General features: G+C 34.5%; 24 protein-coding genes and 1 riboswitch. Of the genes, 15 read left to right on the top strand and 9 right to left on the bottom strand.

From position 1 onward, the window contains the following. Positions 1 to 33 precede the first annotated feature (33 nt). The gene (locus KO527_RS08675) at positions 34 to 1,191 is read right to left on the bottom strand and encodes a porin (RefSeq protein ID WP_216039922.1); all 1,158 of its coding nucleotides are present in this window, start codon (positions 1,189 to 1,191) and stop codon (positions 34 to 36) included. Between the two features lie 173 nt (positions 1,192 to 1,364). Between KO527_RS08675 and KO527_RS08670 the strand changes: the two genes are divergently transcribed. The 4 genes from KO527_RS08670 (at position 1,365) to amrA (ending at position 3,804) form a co-directional block, all read left to right on the top strand. After that, on the top strand, positions 1,365 to 1,706 hold the full coding sequence (locus tag KO527_RS08670) for a Fis family transcriptional regulator (protein WP_216039921.1): 342 nt from the start codon (positions 1,365 to 1,367) through the stop codon (positions 1,704 to 1,706). Positions 1,707 to 1,724: 18 nt separating this feature from the next. Beyond that, positions 1,725 to 2,045, top strand: coding sequence for a DUF2956 domain-containing protein (locus KO527_RS08665; RefSeq protein WP_216039920.1), 321 nt, complete (start codon positions 1,725 to 1,727; stop codon positions 2,043 to 2,045). Between the two features lie 417 nt (positions 2,046 to 2,462). After that, a complete protein-coding gene (gene amrB, locus KO527_RS08660) occupies positions 2,463 to 3,242 on the top strand; it encodes an AmmeMemoRadiSam system protein B (protein WP_216039919.1) in 780 nt (259 codons plus the stop codon). After that, complete coding sequence (gene amrA / locus KO527_RS08655; RefSeq protein WP_216039918.1) at positions 3,220 to 3,804, top strand: AmmeMemoRadiSam system protein A; 585 nt, start codon at positions 3,220 to 3,222, stop codon at positions 3,802 to 3,804. Before amrB ends, amrA begins: the two co-directional genes overlap by 23 nt. 13 nt (positions 3,805 to 3,817) lie before the next feature. Here the strand turns inward: amrA and KO527_RS08650 are convergent, their stop codons facing one another. Then, on the bottom strand, positions 3,818 to 5,569 hold the full coding sequence (locus KO527_RS08650) for a POTRA domain-containing protein (RefSeq protein WP_252733570.1): 1,752 nt from the start codon (positions 5,567 to 5,569) through the stop codon (positions 3,818 to 3,820). A 72-nt stretch (positions 5,570 to 5,641) separates the two neighbouring features. Further along, entirely contained in the window at positions 5,642 to 5,932 is a 291-nt protein-coding gene (locus KO527_RS08645; RefSeq protein WP_216039917.1) for a DUF3630 family protein, read from the bottom strand. A 218-nt stretch (positions 5,933 to 6,150) separates the two neighbouring features. Here KO527_RS08645 and KO527_RS08640 point away from each other — a divergent pair, with 218 nt between their 5' ends. Beyond that, complete coding sequence (locus KO527_RS08640) at positions 6,151 to 6,450, top strand: cytochrome c (protein WP_216039916.1); 300 nt, start codon at positions 6,151 to 6,153, stop codon at positions 6,448 to 6,450. Positions 6,451 to 6,555: 105 nt separating this feature from the next. Here the strand turns inward: KO527_RS08640 and recQ are convergent, their stop codons facing one another. Next, the gene (gene recQ / locus KO527_RS08635; RefSeq protein WP_216039915.1) at positions 6,556 to 8,385 is read right to left on the bottom strand and encodes a DNA helicase RecQ; all 1,830 of its coding nucleotides are present in this window, start codon (positions 8,383 to 8,385) and stop codon (positions 6,556 to 6,558) included. Positions 8,386 to 8,693: 308 nt separating this feature from the next. Here recQ and rarD point away from each other — a divergent pair, with 308 nt between their 5' ends. Beyond that, positions 8,694 to 9,623: an EamA family transporter RarD gene (gene rarD, locus KO527_RS08630; RefSeq protein ID WP_216039914.1), complete on the top strand. Its 930-nt coding sequence runs from the start codon at positions 8,694 to 8,696 to the stop codon at positions 9,621 to 9,623. Here the strand turns inward: rarD and KO527_RS08625 are convergent. Next, positions 9,620 to 10,852 carry a response regulator gene (locus KO527_RS08625; RefSeq protein WP_216039913.1) on the bottom strand — a complete coding sequence of 411 codons (1,233 nt, stop codon included), beginning with the start codon at positions 10,850 to 10,852 and terminating at the stop codon, positions 9,620 to 9,622. The genes rarD and KO527_RS08625 overlap by 4 nt on opposite strands. 203 nt (positions 10,853 to 11,055) lie before the next feature. Between KO527_RS08625 and KO527_RS08620 the strand changes: the two genes are divergently transcribed. After that, positions 11,056 to 11,985 (top strand): porin, encoded by a 930-nt coding sequence (locus KO527_RS08620; protein WP_216039912.1) that lies wholly within the window; start codon positions 11,056 to 11,058, stop codon positions 11,983 to 11,985. 76 nt (positions 11,986 to 12,061) lie between these two features. Here the strand turns inward: KO527_RS08620 and KO527_RS08615 are convergent, their stop codons facing one another. After that, the gene (locus tag KO527_RS08615; protein ID WP_216039911.1) at positions 12,062 to 12,979 is read right to left on the bottom strand and encodes a 2-dehydropantoate 2-reductase; all 918 of its coding nucleotides are present in this window, start codon (positions 12,977 to 12,979) and stop codon (positions 12,062 to 12,064) included. Beyond that, complete coding sequence (locus KO527_RS08610) at positions 12,949 to 13,308, bottom strand: VanZ family protein (RefSeq protein WP_216039910.1); 360 nt, start codon at positions 13,306 to 13,308, stop codon at positions 12,949 to 12,951. Before KO527_RS08610 ends, KO527_RS08615 begins: the two co-directional genes overlap by 31 nt. A gap of 130 nt (positions 13,309 to 13,438) precedes the next feature. Between KO527_RS08610 and KO527_RS08605 the strand changes: the two genes are divergently transcribed. From KO527_RS08605 to KO527_RS08590, 4 genes are all read left to right on the top strand, one after another. Then, positions 13,439 to 13,921, top strand: coding sequence for a YajQ family cyclic di-GMP-binding protein (locus KO527_RS08605; protein WP_042147118.1), 483 nt, complete (start codon positions 13,439 to 13,441; stop codon positions 13,919 to 13,921). A 72-nt stretch (positions 13,922 to 13,993) separates the two neighbouring features. After that, positions 13,994 to 14,449 carry a disulfide bond formation protein B gene (locus KO527_RS08600; protein WP_216039909.1) on the top strand — a complete coding sequence of 152 codons (456 nt, stop codon included), beginning with the start codon at positions 13,994 to 13,996 and terminating at the stop codon, positions 14,447 to 14,449. After that, positions 14,442 to 15,092: a thioredoxin domain-containing protein gene (locus KO527_RS08595; RefSeq protein WP_216039908.1), complete on the top strand. Its 651-nt coding sequence runs from the start codon at positions 14,442 to 14,444 to the stop codon at positions 15,090 to 15,092. The genes KO527_RS08600 and KO527_RS08595 overlap by 8 nt, the downstream gene beginning before the upstream one ends. A gap of 200 nt (positions 15,093 to 15,292) precedes the next feature. Further along, positions 15,293 to 15,472, top strand: a riboswitch (cobalamin riboswitch). A 54-nt stretch (positions 15,473 to 15,526) separates the two neighbouring features. Further along, positions 15,527 to 17,401 carry a TonB-dependent receptor gene (locus KO527_RS08590; RefSeq protein WP_216039907.1) on the top strand — a complete coding sequence of 625 codons (1,875 nt, stop codon included), beginning with the start codon at positions 15,527 to 15,529 and terminating at the stop codon, positions 17,399 to 17,401. A gap of 71 nt (positions 17,402 to 17,472) precedes the next feature. Here the strand turns inward: KO527_RS08590 and KO527_RS08585 are convergent, their stop codons facing one another. Beyond that, positions 17,473 to 18,036 carry an alkylphosphonate utilization protein gene (locus KO527_RS08585; RefSeq protein WP_216039906.1) on the bottom strand — a complete coding sequence of 188 codons (564 nt, stop codon included), beginning with the start codon at positions 18,034 to 18,036 and terminating at the stop codon, positions 17,473 to 17,475. A 176-nt stretch (positions 18,037 to 18,212) separates the two neighbouring features. On the opposite strand from KO527_RS08585, the gene KO527_RS08580 reads away from it, so the two are divergent. Together KO527_RS08580 and KO527_RS08575 are read left to right on the top strand one after the other, a co-directional pair. Further along, the gene (locus KO527_RS08580; RefSeq protein ID WP_216039905.1) at positions 18,213 to 19,427 is read left to right on the top strand and encodes an NnrS family protein; all 1,215 of its coding nucleotides are present in this window, start codon (positions 18,213 to 18,215) and stop codon (positions 19,425 to 19,427) included. 82 nt (positions 19,428 to 19,509) lie between these two features. Then, complete coding sequence (locus KO527_RS08575; RefSeq protein ID WP_216039904.1) at positions 19,510 to 20,757, top strand: HDOD domain-containing protein; 1,248 nt, start codon at positions 19,510 to 19,512, stop codon at positions 20,755 to 20,757. Between the two features lie 73 nt (positions 20,758 to 20,830). Here KO527_RS08575 and KO527_RS08570 read toward each other — a convergent pair whose 3' ends face one another. After that, positions 20,831 to 21,550, bottom strand: coding sequence for an SDR family oxidoreductase (locus KO527_RS08570; protein WP_216039903.1), 720 nt, complete (start codon positions 21,548 to 21,550; stop codon positions 20,831 to 20,833). 128 nt (positions 21,551 to 21,678) lie between these two features. Between KO527_RS08570 and KO527_RS08565 the strand changes: the two genes are divergently transcribed. Together KO527_RS08565 and KO527_RS08560 are read left to right on the top strand one after the other, a co-directional pair. After that, positions 21,679 to 22,584, top strand: coding sequence for a LysR family transcriptional regulator (locus KO527_RS08565; protein WP_252733568.1), 906 nt, complete (start codon positions 21,679 to 21,681; stop codon positions 22,582 to 22,584). 184 nt (positions 22,585 to 22,768) lie between these two features. Continuing rightward, positions 22,769 to 23,472, top strand: a 704-nt coding sequence (locus KO527_RS08560) for a TonB-dependent receptor plug domain-containing protein (protein WP_289847673.1), incomplete at its 3' end; no start/stop codon positions are given.

The following is a 23,472-nucleotide window of genomic DNA, read 5'->3' as shown; positions in this document are numbered from 1 at the left end:
CTTTCTGATATTGGAAATGCATGTGCCGTTAGATTACCAAGTAACTTGAATACGTGCACCAGCTGAATGTGAATCAAAAGCTGCAAATTCATCACCGTCTGCAGAGACAATATTAAACATCGCACGCATATGATTATTGATATAATAGTTTGCGCCTAAAGTAATGGAATCTACTTGGCCACCATATATATCTGCACTTGTATCATTTAAATCTAAACTAGAAAATCGTGCTGCGACTTCCCATAAGCCCTTTTTGCTTGGCTTGATACGTTTAAATTTGCCTTGTTTTGTTGAATAAGGGCGTACTTGAGTGTCAAACAGGTATGATGCTGATAGGTAGAATCCATCGAATTGAGCCGTACCATTATGGGTCAAGTTGACATCGGTTGTAATATACTCCCCAAGTAAGGTAATAGATCCTAACTTGATTGCACTTTCTAGTGCGTACATATTGTATTTATCAGCAGCTAATTTATGGGTATCAGCGATTCTGGTATCAGCTTGGTGTGATTCCGCACGAGAACGAAAACGTACGGTTTCACCTTCAGGCAAATTGATAGCGGCGATAGAACCACCAAAAGAGACTAACTTATCATCGCTAATAATAGGTGCATAATTAAATCTAGCATTAAAGTTAAGTTGTTCATCTCCGCCTTTATCATGATTTACATCTTGTCCATAAACACCATAATTTAAACTCCAATTATCACCCCATTGACGAGCTGCAACGCCAATTGCACGATTTAAACCAAAAGCTTCAATAACTGTTGAGCGCTCTATAAAAGTAACGTCATTTGAGCTTGTTTGTGGTTCCATTGCAAAAGCTTCAATTTGGCTACCAATTAAAACTTCGGTGTTGTTAAAACCTTGGTATACAACATAAGCATCTTTTATTGCCTCACTAGAAATAAAGTCATATTGCAGTTTATAACCCCAATCTTCTATGTTGCCTTTTACTGCAAATCGCGCTCTTCTGACTTCGGTGCCATTATTTAAGTCAATGTCATCACTGTGATATATAGCTGCATCAGCTTGAATTCTACCATTAAATTTAAAGCTGTATTTACCATCATCAGACTTAATACCAAAACCACCTTGTGTGGTTGTTGTTGCTGAAAAAGCCGTAAACGAGCAAAAAATGCTTGTAAAAAATAATGATGTTTTAAAAGTGTTAGCGAAATATAATTTCATTTTATAACCAGTTCAATGAAGATATTTAGGCGTGCTATTATAATTAAAATTACAACAGCTGATAAGTATTTGAAAATAATAAATTTATCTTAAAAGTCTTATAAATAAAGGGTTTCCTAAAGTAAGGCAGCAGGTTTAAAATAGGTATAGATATGTTAAATTTTGAGTAATGAATGCGTAAAACAGATAAGAAAATAGATAACAATATTCGCAATGTTTTAAATCAAGCTTGCGAACAAGCACTAATAGAAGTAGATGGTTTTGTGTGGCTAACGCATCAGGTAAATTATGATAAGTTTCCCGCTAGTTTATCTATAGTATGTGTATTTGAATTGAATGATGATTTGATTCAAGCTAAATCATCTTCACTTGATGTGTTTTTGGTTGATTTAATCGTTAAGAAACTAGCTCCACTGAAAATAAAAATTAAGCCGGAAAAACAAATTATTTTTGATACCGAAGAAAACTGTGCAGATGAACATAGCGGAAATTGGCAATTAAGATTGCGCACTTAAATAAAAATAAGAGAAAAAATGAATCAAAAAACATCAAATGAAACTCAGCAGCAGGCAATGGCTGTTGCTAAAAGTATTCAAAAATCAGGACAAACTAAAGAGCAAACAAAACTAATTGCTAAAGGTGTAGAGAAAGGCATTAGTGAATTTAAAAAACAACAAAAAATAAAGTCTCGTCAAAGAGATAAATTTAAAAAGCAACAAGCAAAATCTAAATCTCAAGAAGATTCAACTTTAGAAGTAAAGGTTGAATCAAGTGTTGATTTTAAAAGTACATTGCCTTGGGTTTTGCTTGTAGTAAGTTGGTTTGGTTTTATTTTTTATTCGTTTTTTAGGTAGTGCGAATAGGGATGCTGCGTCGACCAAAGTATTGACGGTTTTGACTAAAGCGACTATGCAATCGAGTGCCACAATAAGTGCAATGCCCAGTATGATCTAAATTATATTCTCCTAATAGATACCAGTTTCGCGCGATTAATAATTTATTGTAGTACGTACAATAAGTACTGTCGGAATCGGTATCAAATACATTACTGCAATAAACGTACTTTAGGTCACAATTTAAAGTAATATTTTTTCTCGTAAAATGCAATGTTTTGGGCAAATATCACACGTTACCTGCCATCATCTAATTTATGCCAATATTGTGTTGGAAAACAGTCTATATAAGCTTCATTAAGTTTTAATACGTGAGACATGGCAATGCCTAAATTGCGGCTATACTATATTGATAGTTAATTTGAGGATATTTAGGGTATGAAATATCGGGATCCAGCAGTTGCAGGTAGCTTTTATTCTAAAAGCAAGGAAGCACTTCAATCAGAATTAACCGATTTAATGCCAATAGCACAGAATGGAGGCTTAGATATTAAAGCTTTAATCGTGCCTCACGCAGGATACTTTTATTCAGGAGCTGTTGCAGCACATGCTTTTTCTTACATATCTGAGTTGGCAGTAAAACCTACAAAAGTGATTTTATTAGGACCTAATCATAGGGTTGGTCTTTCAGGTTGTGCAATACCGAGTTATGGAGATTTTATAACACCACTAGGTAAAGTGCCTGTTGATAGGAAGCTTTGTAATAAGCTTGTTGAAAAGGGGTTAGTCACAGAAAATGATGATGTGCATACATGGGAGCACTCTTTAGAGGTTCAATTACCATTTTTACAACATTGTTTGGATGTTTTTGACATTTTACCTATATTAGTTGGCCAAACTAAAGTTGAAAACCTAGCTGACATACTCTCATTTTTATTAGAACAAGATGATTTTTTGATAATCGTGAGTTCAGATTTAAGCCACTTCAACCCTCAGAATACAGCTGTTCAGATGGATGAAGCGACCATTGAAAAAATTATAAATATGGATTGCGATCTGCAACCAAGTCAGGCCTGTGGCTGTCATGCTTTAAATGGATTTTTAAGTTTTAGTCAAACTAAAGAGTGGAATATTAAATTAGTAAATAAAGCCAACTCCGGAAAGTTAAACAATATAAAAAACGAGGTAGTAGGTTATGCCAGTTTTGTCCTGTTCTGAACTAAATAATGATGATAAAGCACAGTTATGTAAACTAGTTCGCAAGTCTTTATCATATTCAATAAATAAACAGCATTATATTCCCTCGATACCGCCTACCTCTGAAGTCCTAAATCAAAAAAAAGCGAGTTTTGTAACGCTTTATACACAAGGGGGGTTAAGAGGTTGTATAGGTACATATATTGCTGATACACCTTTGTATAAAGATGTATGTGATCATACATATAGCAGTGCCTGCGAAGATCCGCGATTTTTACCTTTAACCCAAAGTGAACTTAAAACGGTGAGTTTTCATATTTCAATTTTATCTGAATTAGTTGAAATGGAAAACTTAGGTGAAAATATCTTATTTAAAAGATTAAATCCCAAATTAGATGGCCTCATGCTAACGCAAGGTAGTAAACGTGCTATTTTTTTACCTTCTGTGTGGGAGCAACTAGCAACAGCGGAAGAGTTTGTAACTGCTTTAAAACAAAAGGGAGGTTGGCGAGCTGAATATTGGAGTCAAGATATTGAGCTATTTAAATTTAATGTTTGCTCAATTGAAGCTGACTATGAATAATGGGTTTTATTTCTTAAAAAGTATTTTTTACCGTCAGTAACCATTGTGCAGATTCAACATCTTCTGATTTATCTAATGGGATCGCTAAATCTATATGTATGACGGTTTTAGAATTAGCCTTAGAAGGCGCCAATCTAAGCCCTATGCCGACATCTTTTAGCGTACTACCATTAATGCCATTATCTTGATTTGCATACCAGGCTCGACCAATATCAAAAAAAACAGCGCCGCCAACGCTAAATAATTGTAAAAAATTATATTCCCAATAATAACGCTTTTCTAAATTAAATAAGACACTTTGCTCGCCATTTTGATAGTGGATAGGATAGCCCCGCAAACCAGTATCCCCTCCTAAAGTTAATTGGTTATCTGAGGTTAAATTTTTACTATATTGCACTTTTAATTTAGCGTACCAAGATTGGCTTAGATTAGTATTGTAATGCACTTGTGCCGAGGAGTTTAATAAAGTATTTTCCATTTCAGCGTGTTTAAAATTCCAATAGCCATAAAACCCTGCGTTAAAGCGCCATAGAATGTCTTTTGATTGAAAGTGGGCTTTATTTATAGATGTTTGATAAATGAGTCTATTATCATCATCGGATAAATTCTTATCTGAATACCCTATTTTAGCTGAAAAGTCCCAACCTAAATTTAAGTCTTCGGTACGGGATATCGAGTCAAAATTATTTATCTTAATATATTTATCTTGTAGCCACCTCATAGAAAACCAAGGGTAATTAAGATTGCGATCCTCGGCGATAGGAATTGTTGAATTTATTAGTTCTGAAAATTTATGCTTTTCTATTTGATAACCAAATGACACTCTTTTAATCCATGTTTGATCTCTAGAAGATAAGCCAAAATGAAGGTTATTAATTTGGGTATTTTGTGAAAACTCAGAAATAACTTTGCCACGATTATAAATTTGCTCGGTACGTGTATTTGAATAAGTCGCTAAGCCATAACTATAAGGTGTATTTAAGGCAAAAAAAGGATAATTAATATCAAAGTAATAATGTTCGCCATCCGAGTTATCTGAGTATTCTATATGGCTACGGTATCTGGAGTTTAATATGTTGGGATCATCATAGATAAATAAGTATCCATCTCGATCAGCATTAGATGTTTTTGAAATAGAAATACGTTTACCTAGGCCAAATAAATTAGAATCCCTAAAGCCTATTTTAGATTTATTTTCACCGCCTGAACGGCTGAAATTTATTTCGGGCACTAAAGTCCATAACTCTTTAGTAATAACGTTAACATCTACGGTGTTATCGCAGTTTACTATAGCTGTAATTCGCGCATCATATAAATAGGAAGTATTTCTTAATAACCTTTCAGACTCTAATAATATTTGAGGGGAGTAAAGCTCACCAGGTGCAAAAAGAAGTTGTGCTCTAATAACATCTTTTTTTGTTGCAAGGTGAAGCTTATTTGCTAATCGAAATAGTGCGATATCCTCATTTGGGTTAGATGTATCAAAAATATCGAGGCGTTTAAATGTGATTTCACCAACTTTTAAACCAGGAAATGCTTTAGGTAATATATAGGTATTATCTAATAGAGAGTTGGTTTCTTCGTTAGACTTATTATCTTTAAGGTTTTTTGATTTGCAATTTTTAACTATTTCTATGGGCAAGGAGGTATCTTGTGCAAAACTTGGAATTGCACATGATGTTAAGTAACTAATTGATAATATAGTTAATAGTTTAATTGCAAAAATAACCTGTTCAATAAGATTTATATTAATAGTGTATCGCAATAGATTATTTTTGCTTGATATTTAAGCGTCTATTTTGAGCCTTTTTAGGTTTGATTAAAAACAAACTTAATATCAATTACTTATTAGGTACTGATATAACTCAGGTAATAAAGCTTCGGCTTCAATGCCATCAGCGGTGATCCAGATGCTTTCACTGTAATGCTCAAAATTAAGATTAAATCTTTGAGTTTTATATATAAACCGCATTAAATGAACGTCGGCACCTTGTTCAAATTCACATTTTGAAAAAGCATCATGGTGCAAAAAAATACTCGCCCATAATTCAAAGTCATCATCTTGTGGCGGTACGTCATTTAAAATTAATAATAATTGATGATCAATATCAAATTGAATCTGTGTCATTTCACTACCTAAGTATATAAAAAAATAAAAGAGTCGTATTTTTTAAAAATATGTTCATAACTCTCAGATTTTATTAATAAGTTGCTTTTTTTGCGTTAACGCAAAGTTTTTTTAAGTGTTTTATTCTACACTAAACAATGATCATATTAATTAAGTGTCCATAATCACTTATAATAAATTGATTAAAACAATTAAATTAAGCAATGTGAGTAAGTAAAATGATAAAAAAATTATTATTAGTTTCAGGGTTAGCGTTAACAGCAATTAATGTGCAAGCAGCAGACGTTGCTGCAGGTAAAGCAAAATCAGCAACATGTGCAGCTTGTCATGGTGCTGCAGGTATTAGTGCTATCCCTATGTATCCTAACTTAGCAGGACAAAAAGCGATGTACACTGTTAAGCAATTAAAAGCGTTTAAGAGTGGCACACGTAAAGACCCTGTAATGGCGCCTATGGCTTCTATGTTATCTGATGCTGATATGGAGAATATTGCGGCATATTACGCAAGTTTAAAGTAAAATTTGACAATTAAACCACTTAACAATAAGTGGTTTAATTTTTAGAACCTAGAACCTAGAACCTAGAACCTAGAACCTAGAACCTAGAACCTAGAACTTAGAGCTTTAGCCTTTAGCTAAGTAATCCTGAATAGTTGTTAAGAATTCATGACCGTATTTAGTTAACTTAGTAAAACCCACACCAGATACTTTTAAGAAGTCCGAATCGTTTGTTGGTAATTTCTGTGCCATCTCGGCTAACGTTGCATCATTAAATACCACATAAGGTGGTAAATTTTCATTATCTGCAATGGTTTTTCTCAATGCGCGCAATTTAGCAAATAACTGTTTATCGTAATTAAATCGTGCCAATTTATCTTTATATACGTGTTTTGCATTTAAGCGAGGTTCTGCTAAATTCAACTCGTATTCGCCCTTGAGAACGGGCCTTGCAGCTTCTGTTAAACGCAAAATTGAGCCTAAGGTAATATCTTGACGTAACAAGCCTTGGTGAACAAGCTGACGTAAAATGCTAAGCCAATACTCTTGAGATTGCTCTTTACCAATACCAAAAATAGAGAGTTCATGATGATTATTATCACGCACTCGGGCTGTATTGGCGCCTCTGAGTAGCTCAACAACATAACCCATACCAAACCTTTGATCTGAACGATAAACAGATGATAGCGCTTTTTGCGCAACAACAGTGCCATCAAATTGTTTTGGTGGGTCTAGGCATATATCACAATTACCACAGGCTTCTCTTTGATATTCTGAAAAGTAATTTAATAATATTTGTCTGCGACATGTAGGTGCCTGGGCAAAATTGGCCATAGCGCTAAATCTTTGCTCTTCTACCTTTTTTCTTTGCTCATCTTGGATATCTTCAAAAAAGCGTTTAACTCTTGGGATATCTGCAGGATCAAAATACATTATAGCTTCGGCCGCTAAGCCATCTCGACCCGCTCGACCTGTTTCTTGATAATACGATTCAATATTTTTTGGAATGTCATAATGGACAACAAACCTGACGTTAGGTTTGTTTATACCCATGCCAAAGGCAACGGTCGCGACAACAATATGAATATCATCACGAGAAAATGCTGTTTGTACAAATTCCCTTTGATCATTCTCCATGCCTGCATGATAGGCTGCAGCGTTATAACCTGCATCAGATAGTTTTGCTGCAATATCATCAACACGTTTTCGACTAGTGCAATAAATAATTCCGCTTTGACCTTTTTGACCACGTAAATAGCGTAATAGCTGAGATAGAGGTTTAAATTTTTCTTCTAAGGTATAACGGATATTTGGCCTATCAAAACTGCCAGTGTGAATGTGCGGATTTGTTAAAGCTAATTGAATAACAATATCTTGGCGTGTCGCAGTATCTGCTGTTGCTGTAAGCGCCATCATAGGGATATTTGGGAAGTACTGTTTTAATTGCTGTAAGCGGCAATAATGCGGCCTAAAATCATGACCCCAATGAGAAACACAGTGCGCTTCATCTATGGCAAATAGGCTGATATTTAAATGTCTAATGCGTTCTAAAAATGCGTTTTGTAATATTCTTTCTGGTGCAACATACAGTAATTTTATTTCACCGCAATAGAGTTGCTGAAATATTTCTTGTTGTTCTTGATATGATTGGCTTTGGTTTATATAAGCGGCAGATACGCCCGCAGCTTTAAGTTGCGCAACCTGATCTTGCATTAAAGAAATTAAAGGCGAAATAACAATTGTTAAACCGGGCATTAATAATGCGGGAATTTGATAACAAAGTGATTTTCCGCCGCCTGTTGGCATCAGTACTAAGGTGTCTTGACCTTGCATTGCAGCATCTATAACAACATTTTGACCAGTTCTAAAATCATCATAACCAAATACTTCTTTTAAGATATCTTTGGCTGATTTTTCCTGGGTTACCTGTGCTACAACTTTTTGGGGTTCACTCATCGATTGATCTGGCAGATTGTTATCAAAAAAATATAAAATGCATTTTAGAGTTTTTTAGTTTGATTGTCTTTAAATCTGTTTGCTTATTTAATGATTAAACTAAAGCTTTTATTTATTGTAAGTAAATCCACTTCATTCTATACAATATTTTTACAGTTAATGAATTGTTTGTATTGAATAAAAAGTTTCCTTGTATTTAATTTATTACAAAAGGGCAATGCTACGCATTTATGTTTAGTTTTATTGTTTTATCTAATTGCTCAAAAAGCCAGAGAAAAACTATCCAAGGTACTAGGTGATCAGATATTATGCGCCTCCCAATTCCAAGGTGTGATAATTTAATGACAAGTACGCAACAAAAACAGGGTATATATTACGCGTTAGCGGCTTTTATTATGTGGGGATTAGCGCCCATATATTTTAAATTGATTGATTCAATCGGTGCATTAGAAATTTTAGCCCATCGTGTTGTTTGGTCGTTTGTTTTTATAATGATTATAATTGCTATCAAGAAAAACTGGCATAAAGTTCAAAGCATTTTTAAACAGCCTAAGCTTTTATTGATGTTGTTGCTCACCTCAACTTTATTAGGATTTAATTGGGGGTTGTTTATTTGGGCCGTAAATAGTGGGCATATGCTAGATGCCAGTTTAGGTTATTATATAAACCCTTTATTTAATGTATTACTTGGCATTTTATTTTTAGGCGAAAGGTTAAGGTTATTTCAAGGAGTCGCTGTAGGGCTTGCAGCTTTGGGTGTGATTATTCAGCTTGTTAGTTTTGGTTCATTTCCTGTTATTGCTTTAGGTTTAGCGACTTCTTTTGCTATTTATGGCCTATTAAGAAAAAAGATGGCTGTAGAGTCTTTACCTGGTTTATTACTTGAATCATTAGTGTTAGTGCCATTTGCTTTGGTTTACTGGTTTTTTTACGTGGATTCAGCAAGTGCTGATCTTACAGTGAATAATTGGCAACTGAATATATTATTAATTAGTGCTGGGATTGTAACGACATTGCCTTTGTTGTGTTTTACTGCAGCAGCGAAACGATTACAGTATTCAACATTAGGTTTTTTTCAATATATTGGGCCGAGCCTAATGTTTTGTTTGGCTGTGATGTTTTATGGTGAAACAGTCGGCGTAGATAGACTTGTTACCTTTGGTTTTATTTGGAGCGCATTAGCGCTTTATACATGGGATGCAATTAGAAGTAGTAAAACAAAGAAAAAAAGCAATTAACTTTCATCAGAAATCAATATATTACGGCCAGATTCTTTGGCCGTATATAAGTGTTGATCTGCTATTTTTAATACTTCATCAATATCATAGTTATTTTGCCGTGTTAGCCCAATCGAGATAGTAAATGCGACATCGTATATTTTGGTTTGCTCTAAATGGGCTCTAAATGATTCTAATCGTTTTCTAACGGAGCTAAAATCTATGTTATCAAAATAAATCGCAAATTCTTCACCACCTAATCGTGCAATCAATTGGTCTGAAAATAACGTCATAAATATTTTGGCGAGTCCTTTTAAAACTTCATCTCCTACATCGTGTCCTAAATTGTCATTAATTGATTTAAAGTGATCTATATCTATCATAGCTAGAATGAGTGGGCGATTATTTGATTTTTGTACTTTAGCAAGCTCTTTTGCTTGCTCAAAAAAGAACCTTCTGTTTGGTAACTGAGTTAAATAGTCGCTATTAGCTTGTTTGCGTATTGTTGCAATATTATCCATCATTTCAATGTTTTGACCCAACCGACAATAAAACTCTTCTGGATAAAAAGGTTTTCTTAGGTAGTCATTAGCACCACTTTTTAAAAACCGTGCTGAAACATGGTTGTCTTTAGAGCCGGAAATACCTATCACAATCTTTTCATCGTTATTAAATTTTTTGCGAACTTGACTTGTTAAAGTGATGCCATCCATCACTGGCATTTCATTATCCGTGATAATCACTTTGATATCAGGGTAAATATCGAGTTGTTTTAGCGCCATTTCACCATCGGCAGCTTGTGCAACTTTATAATTATGTCGAAGTAGTAAATTGTTTAAATGGTTCCTTGTAGCGAGTGAATCATCAACTATTAATATACGTACTTCTTTATTTTTAGGTAGTCGAGTAAGTTGTGTTTCTAGGTATCTATAAGCTTGATGACTTTCTTTAGTAATATAATCAACAATTGGGTAGCGAGATACATAATCTCTTGTACTATTATCAAGTTTACCTGTCATTACAATTGTCGGAATTTCAGCACCAATTGTTAACGGTATCGCTTCACCGTGAGGGGCATCTGGTAAAACAAAGTCAACAACTGAGCAAAAGTAATCATTGTATTCTATCAGTTCAATAGCTTCAGCTAAGCTGGTGGCTACATCAACTTCAAAGCCTATTTTTAATCCTATATGCTTTTGTACCTTTGCAATGGTCGGGGTATCTTCAATTATTAGTAATTTATTAGTCACTGTTACCCTTTAAAGTCAATTATTCAAATTATTCTACTTACTTATAGTGTAGCTACTGATTTAAATTATGTAGTTTTTATAATAATTTTATTTTTGAACTAAAATTAATGTCAGCTGTAATATTTCTGTCATCTAGTCGTGACACACTACGCCCAGATTTTAGAACTACTTCTTAACTAATTTGATTCTTTGAGGAATTTATTATGAAAATGGCCAAGACTGCACTTGCTGTTTCTCTAGTTACTTTATTCGCACAACCTGTTATTGCTGCTGATCTTACTGTTTACGGTAAAGCTAATGTAACAGTTCAATCATCTGATGATGGTGATGGCTCTTTCACTGAAATTAAAAGTAATGCCTCTCGTTTTGGTGTTAAAGGTGGTCAAAAAATAGATGATGGCTTATCTGTTGTTTATAAAATGGAATGGCAAGTTGATATGTCTGATAAAGACAAGTCAAGCGATGATCATCTTAAAGCCCGTAATCAATATGTTGGTTTAAAAGGCGGTTTTGGTGAGGTTTTAATTGGTCGTAACGATACGGCACTTAAGCAATCACAAGGTAAAATTGATTTATTTAATGACCTTGAAGGTGATATAAAGCACCGCTTTAAAGGTGAAAACCGTATGGGTGATTCTATCACTTATAAAACACCTAAAATGAATGGCTTTCAGTTTATCGGTACAGTTATTGCCGAAGATGAAAAAGATGCGGATAATGGTTACTCAGCAGCTTTATTATTTGGTGATAGCAAGCTTAAAAAGTCTAAATTTTATGCATCGGTTGCTATGGATAGTGAAGTAAAAGGTTATGATACTGTTCGTGCGACTGTTCAAGGTAAAGTAGCAGGTTTTAAATTAGGTGCTTTATACCAGACTCAAGAAGCATCTGAAGGTGGTAGTGAAGCTGACGGTTATGTTTTAAATGCAGCATACGGTTTAGGTAAAGCAACACTTAAAGCACAATACCAAACAGTTGATTTTGATGGCAGCGACAAAAAGAATGTTGCATCTGTAGGTGTTGATTACAAACTCGCTAAAAATACTAAATTATTTGGTTTTTACTCTACTTTTGATAATGATTCTTCAGAAGATGAAAGCTACTTAGGTTTAGGCATGGAATACAAATTCTAATAATTTAGTTAGACGTAACAAGATTATTAATAAAAAAGCTTTCTAATTTAGAAAGCTTTTTTGCTTTAAAAACTTTTTAAGATAATTTTAAATAAACACTTTTATTATTTGGTGTATAAATTTGATGTTGTTTAGCTAACTCAACGATATAACCAGAAATAGCAGAAATTTCAGTTTTATTACCTAAAGCATGATCTCTATTCATAGATGAGTAGTTTTGTGCGGTTGCTTGCATTACAGTATAGGCCGATGCTAATGTTTTTGAAAAACTCATATCAACACCTTCCTTTTTTGCGACTAAATAAGCTTCGTGTAATAGCCCAAAAACTTCTAATGCAAACCTGGGCTGATTTAGCTCGCCATTCTTTACATTATAAATAGCTGATAAAGGATTGATGGCAATATTGATCATTAACTTATTCCACAATAATGTTTTAATATTATTGGATAAACTTAAATCTGGAATGCAATGAGATAAAACCTCAAAAATGGGGTTTTGATTATTGATAGCTGTTTGGTTAATAGGGCCTAAAGTACTCGTTCCAAAGCCAGTATGCATAACATGGTGCGGTTTTGATTTATAAGCGCCCATAGTGGTTGTTAAAAAGAATAGGCTTTGATTATTGCTTAAGTGAGGTTTTAATTGCTCTATTGTGCCCATGCCGTTATGGCATAAAATAATCACAGCATTGTCAGTGAGTCTCGCTTTCACATCTAAAAAAGCAGTCAAAACATCATAAGATTTAGTGGGAATAATTAAAAATGTAATTTTTTTATCAGGATTATTACAATGAGTCAGCGCGATATCTTGGATTAAATCTTTGTTTTGATATTTGAAAATAGACTTTTTTTGATTTTCTCTGAGGCAAAGCTTTACTGAATGTGTTGTATTTTTTGTTAGGTAATGGCTTAGCAATAAACCTATCGCACCTTTACCTATAATATGAATATCTGACGGTTCAATTAAGCTTGTTTCACTTTGTTCTTTTTGCATTTTTTTTGCCAAATCCAATAGCTAGTAAAATAAAATATTGCACCTAATAGATCGGCTACAAAGTCAGGAAAAGAACCTTGGCGATGAGGTAGGGTGCTTTGCATCATTTCAATGCCTGCACCATAGCTGGCTAATAACAGAATGTGTACCCAAATAGGCGCTTTAAATGCACGGTGCATAATACCTGCTAAAACAACAAAAATACTAAAGTGGGCGACTTTATCTATATGGGGAAATAAGATAGCAACGTTTTTAACTTCTTTTGCGAATAATGCGGTACATGCTATTAGTACAGCTAAAAACAGCGCTTGATATAAACGACGAGTCACAAATTATTCCATTAAAGTTGATAAGGATTATGATTATATCAAACAAAATACAGTAAAGCTTTGTTCAATTTATAACGCATGGGTATAATTCATAAACTATAGATTTGAATAAATTATTTTGGAGAAAACCATGCCTTCTTTTGACATCGTATCTGAAGTTGAAATGACAGAAGCTTTAAACTCAGTTGATAACGCTAATCGTGAATTAGAAACGCGTTTCGACTTTCGAGGTGTAGAAGCCTCATTTAAGCTCACTAAAGAAACGATTTTAATGAAAGCGGATGCTGAATTTCAATTAGTGCAAATGTTTGAAATATTAGCAAGTAAAGCGGTAAAACGTGGTTTAGATGTAAAAAGTTTTGAACTAGAAGATGTTGTTCATACAGGTAAAACTTACAGCCAACAAGTTGTTATCAAGCAAGGTATTGAGCAAGATATGGCTAAAAAAGTTGTTAAAACAATCAAAGATGCCAAATTAAAAGTGCAATCAGCCATTCAAGGTGATGAAGTACGTGTTACTGGTAAAAAGCGTGATGATTTACAACAAGCAATGCAACTTATCCGTACATCTGAATTAGGTCAACCTTTCCAATTTAAAAACTTTAGAGACTAAAACCCAATTAACGAGTGAAGATCGCTTCACTCGTTCAAATCAAAAAAGCCCTATATTTATAATTGAGGCGTAATGAAAAATTCAACACCTTCTGAACCCATATCTAAAAGCTGGTACCTACTCTTTTTTGCTTGGTTTTTAGCAACAAGCGGTACATTAATTAGTTTGTTTTTCAGTGAAGTGGTAAAGCTTCCTGTATGTGTATTATGTTGGTATCAACGTATTGCTATGTATCCTTTAGTGTTAATACTACCATTAGCATTATTTCCTTTTGATCCCAAAGTTGTACGTTATTCTGGTGTCTTAGTAGTTTTTGGTTGGCTTACTGCACTATTTCATGTGCTTTTAATTGCAGGTTTTATTCCGCAAAGTGCACAGCCTTGTGTTGCAGGCATTCCTTGCTCTGAAACTCACTTAAACGTATTTGGTTTTTTAAATATGGCTATGATGTCATTACTTACTTTTACAGCTCTAGGTATTTTACTTTTATTATCTCATTTTCAATCTTCAAGGAATCATCATGAATAAAAAAATGCTATTTCTTAGCGTGATTATTGTACTTATATTTACATTTTTAACGGCTTTAGCGGTATTTAAAGGCGAAGAAGTACCGGCTCAAGCTGTTTCAACAGAAAACCAACATGCATTAGAGCGAAAAAATGCACCGATTAAAGGCTATAAAAAAGCAAAAGTGACGATTGTTGAATTTTTTGATCCTGCGTGTGGTACCTGTAGTCAGTTTTACCCTTTTGTTAATGCCTTAGTAAAGAAATACCCAGGTAAAGTTAAAGTAATGATGCGTTATGCACCATTGCATGAAGGCTCGGGTGATGTGGTTAAAATGCTTGAAGCAGCACATATGCAAGGGCAGTTTTGGCCTGCAGTTGAACTTTTATTTGGCAATCAAAATCGTTGGGTTGAACACCATGTCTCTAATCCACAACATGCTTTAGCAGGATTAAAAACTTTGGAGTTAGATCATGCGAAACTTGAAGCCGATTACCAAAGCGCTAAAGTTGCTAGAATAATTGAGCAAGATATAAAAGATGGTCAAACATTACAAATTAGAGCGACACCAGAGTTTTTTGTAAACGGTAAACCCTTAGTTAGCTTTGGTTATGAGCAACTAGAAAAGCTGGTCGACGAGGCTGTGGCTGAGGCTTATAAATAAATTCAGCTTAAATAAGTCGTTTAAACTTAGCCTCGTAATTACGAGGCTTTTTTATTGGCTGATTATTAAAGTAAAAGTATTTAAACTCAATCGAGCATTAGACGTCCAAACGTCCATTGACTTTTTATCCACTTATCATCACAATACGCGCCGTTATTGCCTATTTTAATAAATAGGTTTTGATTCGAGGTGCTATTCAATGATTTAAACATTCCCAGGGCGATCGGGAGTATTTATCTTTAAGTGAATGGATAATCGGGAAGTTGGTGATAAAAATAGCTAGGACGTTATTTTAATCCAACGCTGCCCCCGCAACGGTGATATATCAGTTCATAGACTGTTATTCAGCCCGGAGACCGGCCTTGTTTTACTAGTAACACGAGACTTAATCCTTAAATACTTTAAATTTGTGCGGTGGGCACAATGGAGCAAACATGTTCAATAAATCTAAAGCAGCCTTAGCTGTTGTATCTGCGATTTCTATATTTTCTTCTTCAATGGTAGTGGCTCAAGCGGGTGACAACCTTGAGCATATTACTGTTACTGCAAACCGCACATCTCAATCAATTGCAGATACTTTAGCAAGTGTATCAGTCATTAATCGTACTGATATTGATGCAAGCAACGCGAGAGACTTGGTCACTTTATTAAATAGCCAAGCGGGCATTCAAATTGATCGTAAAGGTGGCTTCGGACAAACAAGTTCAATATTGCTACGTGGTGCTCAAACGAAACATAGCTTAATTTTAGTTGATGGTATTCGTATTGGATCTGCAACTTTAGGTTATAAAAATATCTCTAATTTACCTTTAAATACAGTTGAGCGTATTGAAATTGTAAAAGGCTCTCGAGCTGCACAATATGGTTCTGATGCCATTGCCGGTGTTATTAATATTATTACACGTAAAGGCGAAGATACTCAGCTTAGCGCAACTGCAGGTACTAATAATTATCAAAATATACAAGCTACGAGCAGCATTAATACTGAAACTTATGCGCTATCGTTAAATGCCGGATTTGAAAAAACAGATGGTTTTGATGCAGCTGAAGGCTCAGATAAAGATGATGATGGTTATGAAAATCTTAACTTAGGTGTGAACTTAGATTATACATTAAGTGATGATAGTGCTCTATCTTTAGTTGCTCAATACAGTGAAGGTGAAACACAATACGATACAGCTTTTGGTGGAAATGATTTCGTAGAGTTTGAAAACTACTTTTTGAAACTAGGTTTTAATAAAATTCATAAAGATGTAACTCATAATATAGACCTATCAGTATCACAAGACAGTGATTTAAACCAAGGTGGTATTGAGTGGGATGGTGCTGCGACACCTGATAGTCAATATGAAACGGATCGTGTACAAGTTGATTACCTCGCAAATCATGAATACTCTGAAGCTTTGACGGTAAATGGTGGTTTTAATTGGTATGAAGAAGATGTAAGTGAAACAACCCAAGCATATGATAAACAATCACGTGATGTATTAGCTATTTTTGCTGGTGCTTATTTTAATTATGAAGATTATTTAGCAAACTTATCACTTAGAAATGATAAAGATGACCAATACGGCAGTGCGTTTACTTATAACGCTGCTCTAGGTATGAAAGTGACGGAAAAAGCGACATTCCGTTTAAGCCGTAATACGGGTTTTAAAGCGCCTAGCTTTAATGATTTATATTACCCAGGTTCAGGTAATGATGCCTTAGAGCCTGAAGAGTCAGTTAATCTTGAATTTGGCTTTCGTTTAGATTTAGACAATGCAAGCTATGATGTGGCTATATTTAATAATGAAGTAACAAACTTAATTGACTGGGCACCAACAGTTGAAGACCCTAATGTTTGGAAACCTTCAAATATTGGTTCAGCAACGATGCAAGGTTTTGAAATCACTGCAAGCTACCAAGTTTTCGGTTTTAACAATGATATCAACTTAACTTACACAGATGCTGTTAATGATGTAACAGGTGCTGACTTGGCTAATCAATCAGATAAGGTATTTAATTGGGCTGTTTCTAAAGACTGGCAGCAAGTGAATGTTGCACTTGATTTTCAATATCGCTCAAGTCGCCCAGGTAAATATTACAACGCTGATTTTAGCTTAAATGAATTAAGTTCATATACTTTATGGAATCTAGCGGCAACTTATCAAATCAACGATGATTTATCAGCTAAAGTAAGAGTAGAAAACTTATTTGATAAGGAATATCAGGCTGCTGAGTCTTCTCAAGACTGGGGTACTTCTGAAATTTCTTATTATAATACTGCTGAACGTCATTTCTTTGTGGGTATTGATTACCGTTTATAATCTATGAATTAGATATTAAAAAAGGAGTGCTATTGCACTCCTTTTTATTTTAATAAATCTGAATTATAGGCTTATTTTTTAACAAACTTAGTTAATATAACAATACGTTGGCCATCAACACGGCCTTCAATATGTTCAGGATTGCTTGTTAAACCTATATTGCGAACTGCTGTACCGCGCTTAGCTGTCATGCTGCTGCCTTTCACATCTAAATCTTTAATTAATACAACGGTATCGCCCGCATTTAAACGTACGCCATTGCTGTCAATATGTTGCACATCATCATCTTCAGCAAGTGTTTTTTCAGCCCAAACTTTAGTTTCTTCTTCAAGATAAATCATATCTAATAAATCTTTAGCCCAACCTTCAGAACTTAAGCGAGATAACATGCGATAAGCCATCACTTGCACTGCAGGTGTTTGACTCCACATACTGTCGTTTAAACAGTGCCAATGGTTTACGTCTAAATCTATGGTATTTTCGATTTGACCTTTACAGGTATCACATAATAAAACGCACTTATCTGAGTCCGCTTCAGCACCTGGCGGTACTTCATAAACACTTAAGTTGTCTGTTGAGCTACATAGCTCACATTTGTTGTCATTACGTTCTAATAAAGTTTGTTCTATGCTCATTGTGTGCGCTCCTGATTTTAATGGCGCCATTATACCTCTGGATCTTTAAAATGCGAGTTAGCGGCTTATTTTACTTATTCCATTGGGTGAGAAAACCCTGATATCAATCAAGTAAGAAATAATCACCTTATGGTAGATTTAGTATGTGGTCTTCATACATTGAGTGGTTTTAAATCATGATACAAATACAAGATTTTTCAGAGCAACAAAAAATAGCGCCTGTTTGGCGATTAGCTTTTCGTTCCTTCTTTTTAGCTGCAAGTGCATTCTCAATTTTGGCTGTATTGTATTGGCTTTTATTTTTAAATGGCATCGCCTATTTACCTATGGTGATCCCAACAAGCATTTGGCATGGTCATGAAATGATTTTTGGTTTTGTGGCAACCATAGCCATAGGTTTTTTATTAACAGCATCACAAACTTGGACAGGGTTAAGGTCGATTCATGGCAAACCATTAATGGTTTTGTTTTTATTATGGTTAACAGCAAGGGTCGCTTTATTTTTTGCATTTTATGACCTGATATTTTATATCGCTTTAATCGCTGAGTTTTCATTTTGGTCTTATTCTATTGGTTTTTTAGCCTATTTACTGGTTAAAAGTGGCAATCAAAGAAACTTATTATTTATTCCTATGCTTAGCATTATGATGCTACTTGATTTGAGTATTTTAATAAGCGCTAAAAGTGGTGAAGTAATGCTTGCTAAGCATTTAATGAATACTGCTGTGCTTGTTTTTACGATGTTAATAACCTTGCTCGGAGGTCGTGTAATTCCATTTTTTACACGAAACGGTTTAAAAAATATTGGCTTAGAAATATCAAATAATAATGCAGCAACTTGGATTGAAATAATCACGCCAGTTTTAACTTTCATTACGGTGATCAGTTATTTTAGTAGCTACTTTGTTGATTTAGGTTTTGTTATTACTTGGCTATTTGTTTTATGTGCTGTATTTCATTGTGTGAGAGTGATTGCTTGGCAAGGCCATAAAACGTTTAAAGTGCCGTTATTGTGGTCATTACACTTATCTTATTTATTATTGCCATTAGGCTTTGCTGTAATGGCTGCTAGTTTGTACAGTGTTCAATTGATGTTTTCGGATGCACTGCACTTAATCACTATTGGCACTATGGCGCTAATGATTTTGGCCATGATGTCTCGCGTATCGCTTGGCCATACAGGTAGGCCACTACAAATAAATTCAATTATTGCTTGGGCTTATCTGTGTATTTTGATGGCTGCTATTGTAAGGGTTTGTTTGCCTTTAATAGGAGAACATCAGATTGCTTGGCTAGTAAGCGGTATATTATGGTCTATTGGCTTTGGTATTTTTGTATTTAAATATGCACCTATTTTATTAAAAGCGAGGGTAGATGGTGCAATTGGCTAAACTTGTTTAGTTAAATTAGACTAAAGTTAATACATCATGTTAGTTTTAACTTTAGTCTTATAAATGAGTAGCAGGCTATTTAATGGGTAAAACAAAAACAGAACTTACAAAAGACAGTGCGCAATTTATTGCTCGCCAGCCTATTTTCGATAATCAAAAGAACTTATTTGCGTATGAGCTTTTATATCGTGATTCAGAAGCAAATTACTTTCCGCAACATTTAACTGATTGCCAAGCAACAGGCCGTATGTTTTTTGATGCTATTTTATTACATGGATTAGATAAACTTACAAACAATCATACGGCCTTTATTAATTTATCTACTTCAGCATTAATTTTAGAATTGCCAAATTTAATATCACCAAATCAAGCTGTTATTGAAATAGTTGAGCGCACAGAAGAGCTTGAAGATGTGACTCATTTTGTATCGGATATGAAAAAGCAAGGGTACACCTTTGCATTGGATGATTATGATGGTGACGAAAAGTGGCAAGTAGTTTTAGAGCAAGTAAATTATATTAAATTAGAAGTTGAAGCGCCTTTAATGCGAACTATTTTGCAAGCTAAAAAACTAAAAAGAAAATATCCAAAAACTAAAATTGTGGTAGAAAGAATTGAAGATAATGATACTTTTAAGCAGCTTGCTGATGCAGGAGTTGATTATTTTCAAGGATACTTTTTTTCTAAACCAGAAATGATGAGTTTGCAAAATATAAGTCCAACTAAAATGGTTGTTTTGGAATTATTAAAGTTAGCTTCACAATCGGATTTAGATTTTTCTTTAGTTCAGCAAAAAGTTGCTAAGGATCTGAGTTTGACAGCTAGGGTTTTAAAGTTGGCAAATGGCGTATGTGGCAATACACAAATAAGCTCTTTATCTCAGGCAATTATTTATTTAGGTGAAGATTTAGTGCGCCAATTTATTACTGTATTGGCATTAAGTGAATTAGGTCAAGATAAACCGTCAGAACTGACTAAGTTAGGTTTAGTGAGAGCTAAATTTATTAACTTAAGAATGGAAGGGCAAGATAATCAGTTATTAAATGCGGGCTATTTGGTGGGTTTAGTATCGGTGCTTGACGCTGTGTTAGATACACAAATGGATAATATTGTTAAAGACTTTAAACTCAGTGATGTTTGTAAGCAAGGCTTGCTTGGCAGCAAAAGCTTAATTGGCAATGCACTGAATTTATGTAAAGCCATTGAGCTAGATGATTGGGGACGAATAGAGACGCAATTACAAAAAGAAGGTATAAATGCCAATCAACTAGCTGTGAGTTATACCAAAGCATTATTTTACGCAGATGATATTTTGGATGAAATTAAATAGTAGCCATAAAAAGCTCTGATAAATCAGAGCTTTTATTTTAGCCGAGGAGATAATATTAATTACGTCTTAAATATTAAGGTTGTTGTTTTGTTGCAGCAACCACTATCTCTCTAAAACAAACATTTTGCGGTTGGTTATAAGCAAAGGTCACTGTATTTGCGATATCATCTGGCGAAATTACACCACCCATGCTTTCTTTCCAAGATTCATAATCACCCTTAATTTCATCAGATGTAGTGTGTGATAAAAGCTCAGTTTCAACTGCACCAGGAGCAATTGTTATTATACGTACATTTGAGTCTGCAACTTCTTCTCTAATATTTTCTGAAATAGCATGTACAGCAAATTTAGTTCCGCAATATGCTGCATGATTACCAAATGTTTTACGTCCAGCAATTGAACTGATATTGATAATAGTACCTGTATTAGCTTTGATCATAGGCGCTAAAACAGTTTGCATGCCATTTAATAAACCCATTACGTTCACATCAAACATAGTTTGCCACTCAGATGCTGTTTGGTCACTTACTTGGCCTAATAACATCACGCCAGCGTTATTTACTAAACAATCAACAGGGCCATATAGTGCTTGTGCTTTTTCTATTGCAGTTTCAAATGTTGCCTTGTTAGTAATATCAACCTGTTCACATAAAGTGTTTGGTAGATTAAGAGCTATTAGATTCTCTAATCTGCGAGCAACAAGTAAAAGAGGGTGGCCTAAGTCACTAAAGTGTTTAGCTATTGCTTCGCCGATACCTGAACTTGCGCCTGTAATTACGATTAATTTTTTCATATGAATTCTCTTTTAAATTGATAAATTTCGTTTTGATGGAAGCATTATATGGATATGTTTATTGTTGATATATGGCGCGAAAGTAATATCATTGTTTACATATGAGCTCTAATTGGTTTTGTTATTTAATGGCAATAAAAAAAAATATTAATTTAGAAGATATAAGAGCTTTTGCTTTGATTGCACAACATGGCAGTTTTACTGCAGTAAGTGAATTACTCTTATGTTCTCGTTCTCACTTATCAAAACAACTTAACAAATTAGAGGCTAGTTTAGGTGTGAAGTTGATCACTCGAACAACACGTTCTCAAAAGTTAACTGAGCAAGGTAAGTTATTTTATGAGCAAATAAGCCAAGGGCTATTAACCATAGATAATGCCATTGAGCAGGTAGTTGAAAGTTCTGATGTAATAACGGGTGCATTAAATATTAACTGTGTAGGTGGGGTGATTGGCGAGGAGTTGATCACTAAATTAATAAGTGATTTTACTCAGTTGCATCCACAGGTAAATATTAATTTAGATTTTAGTAGTCGAAGAGTTGATTTAATATCTGGTGAGTTTGATTTAGTTTTTAGAATGGGCCAATTACAAGATTCTAGTTTGATATGCCGTAAGCTCACAGATCTTCCAATAATGACTTTGGCGACTCCTAAGTATATAGCAAATAATGAGAAATTAATTCATCCAAAAGATTTGAAAAATCACCAATGTATTACAGGCTCAGTTAAACATTGGAGCTTTTCAAATACATTAGATACTTCAATTAAAGTCGATATTGCAATAGAAGGGCAGTTTCAATGTAAAAATGGTAGAGCTATGTTGATAAATGCTTTGGCTGATAATGGTATTGCTAGGTTGCCTGCGCTTTATTGTAAGGAGGAACTCGAAAGTGGGGAGCTAGTCTCTGTATTTGATGAATGGGAAATCCCCGATACACCTTTGTATATGGTTTATGTGCAAAATAAGTTTATGCCAAATAAGCTTAAGAGGTTTATAGAATTTGTAAAAACTAACTTTAACAACTATTTGTAATAAGTAAGGTTTTAAAAAGGGGTCGGAGTTAATTAATTTTAATTAACTCCGACCCCTTTTTTGTTTTTGGTAATTTTTTCATAAAAATATACGATATCTGTTGATGTTTAAAATGTTATAACATAACATCTTGCGCAAATTGTTATGTTATCACACTTTGTAAAGTCTATTTATAAGAGGCATCATGAAAAAGTTATCACGAATTATGAGTGCATTACTTGCTATTAGTGCAAGTAGCCAGGTTTATGCAGAGCAAGTACAAGGAAAGGTTACTGCAAATAGTGGAGAAGTAATTGCTGGTGCAATTGTAAAAGTAGTTGGTACTAATACTTTTACCCGCACAAATGAGCAAGGTGTATTCAGTTTAGAAGTAAAACCCGGTCGTTATGAGTTGCATATCGTTGCAAATAACTTTGCCCATGAAAATATAGCTTTAGAAGTTAGTGATAGTAAAAACACACAAGCGAATATACGGCTTGATAAATCTGCCATTGAAATCATTGATGTCAGTGCCACGCCTTTTCATAGCTCAAATATAGAATCAGCCTTACCCATTACGGTTTTGCATGGTGAAACTTTACGTATGCGCCAAGCCAATACTTTAGGGGATACTTTAAGCAAAGAAGTCGGTGTCCATAGTAATTTTCATGGTGGGGTAGCTGGTACGCCAATTATTCGTGGTTTAGATGGACCTAGAGTATTAATCGCTCAAAATGGTTTAGATGCTGGTGATGCTTCTCGTGTAGGCCCAGATCATGCAGTGTCTACAGAAACGTCATCAAGTGAACGCATTGAAGTACTTCGTGGCCCAGCAACGCTTTTTTATGGCAGCGGTGCAATTGGTGGTGTTGTAAATATTGTTGATGATTGGACTTCCCAGACTTTGCT

The sequence above is a fragment of the Pseudoalteromonas sp. C2R02 genome (assembly GCF_018860845.1).
GTDB lineage: Bacteria > Pseudomonadota > Gammaproteobacteria > Enterobacterales > Alteromonadaceae > Pseudoalteromonas.
Note: the sequence above shows the minus strand (reverse complement) of the source record. Positions and strands in the feature narration are given on the sequence as shown.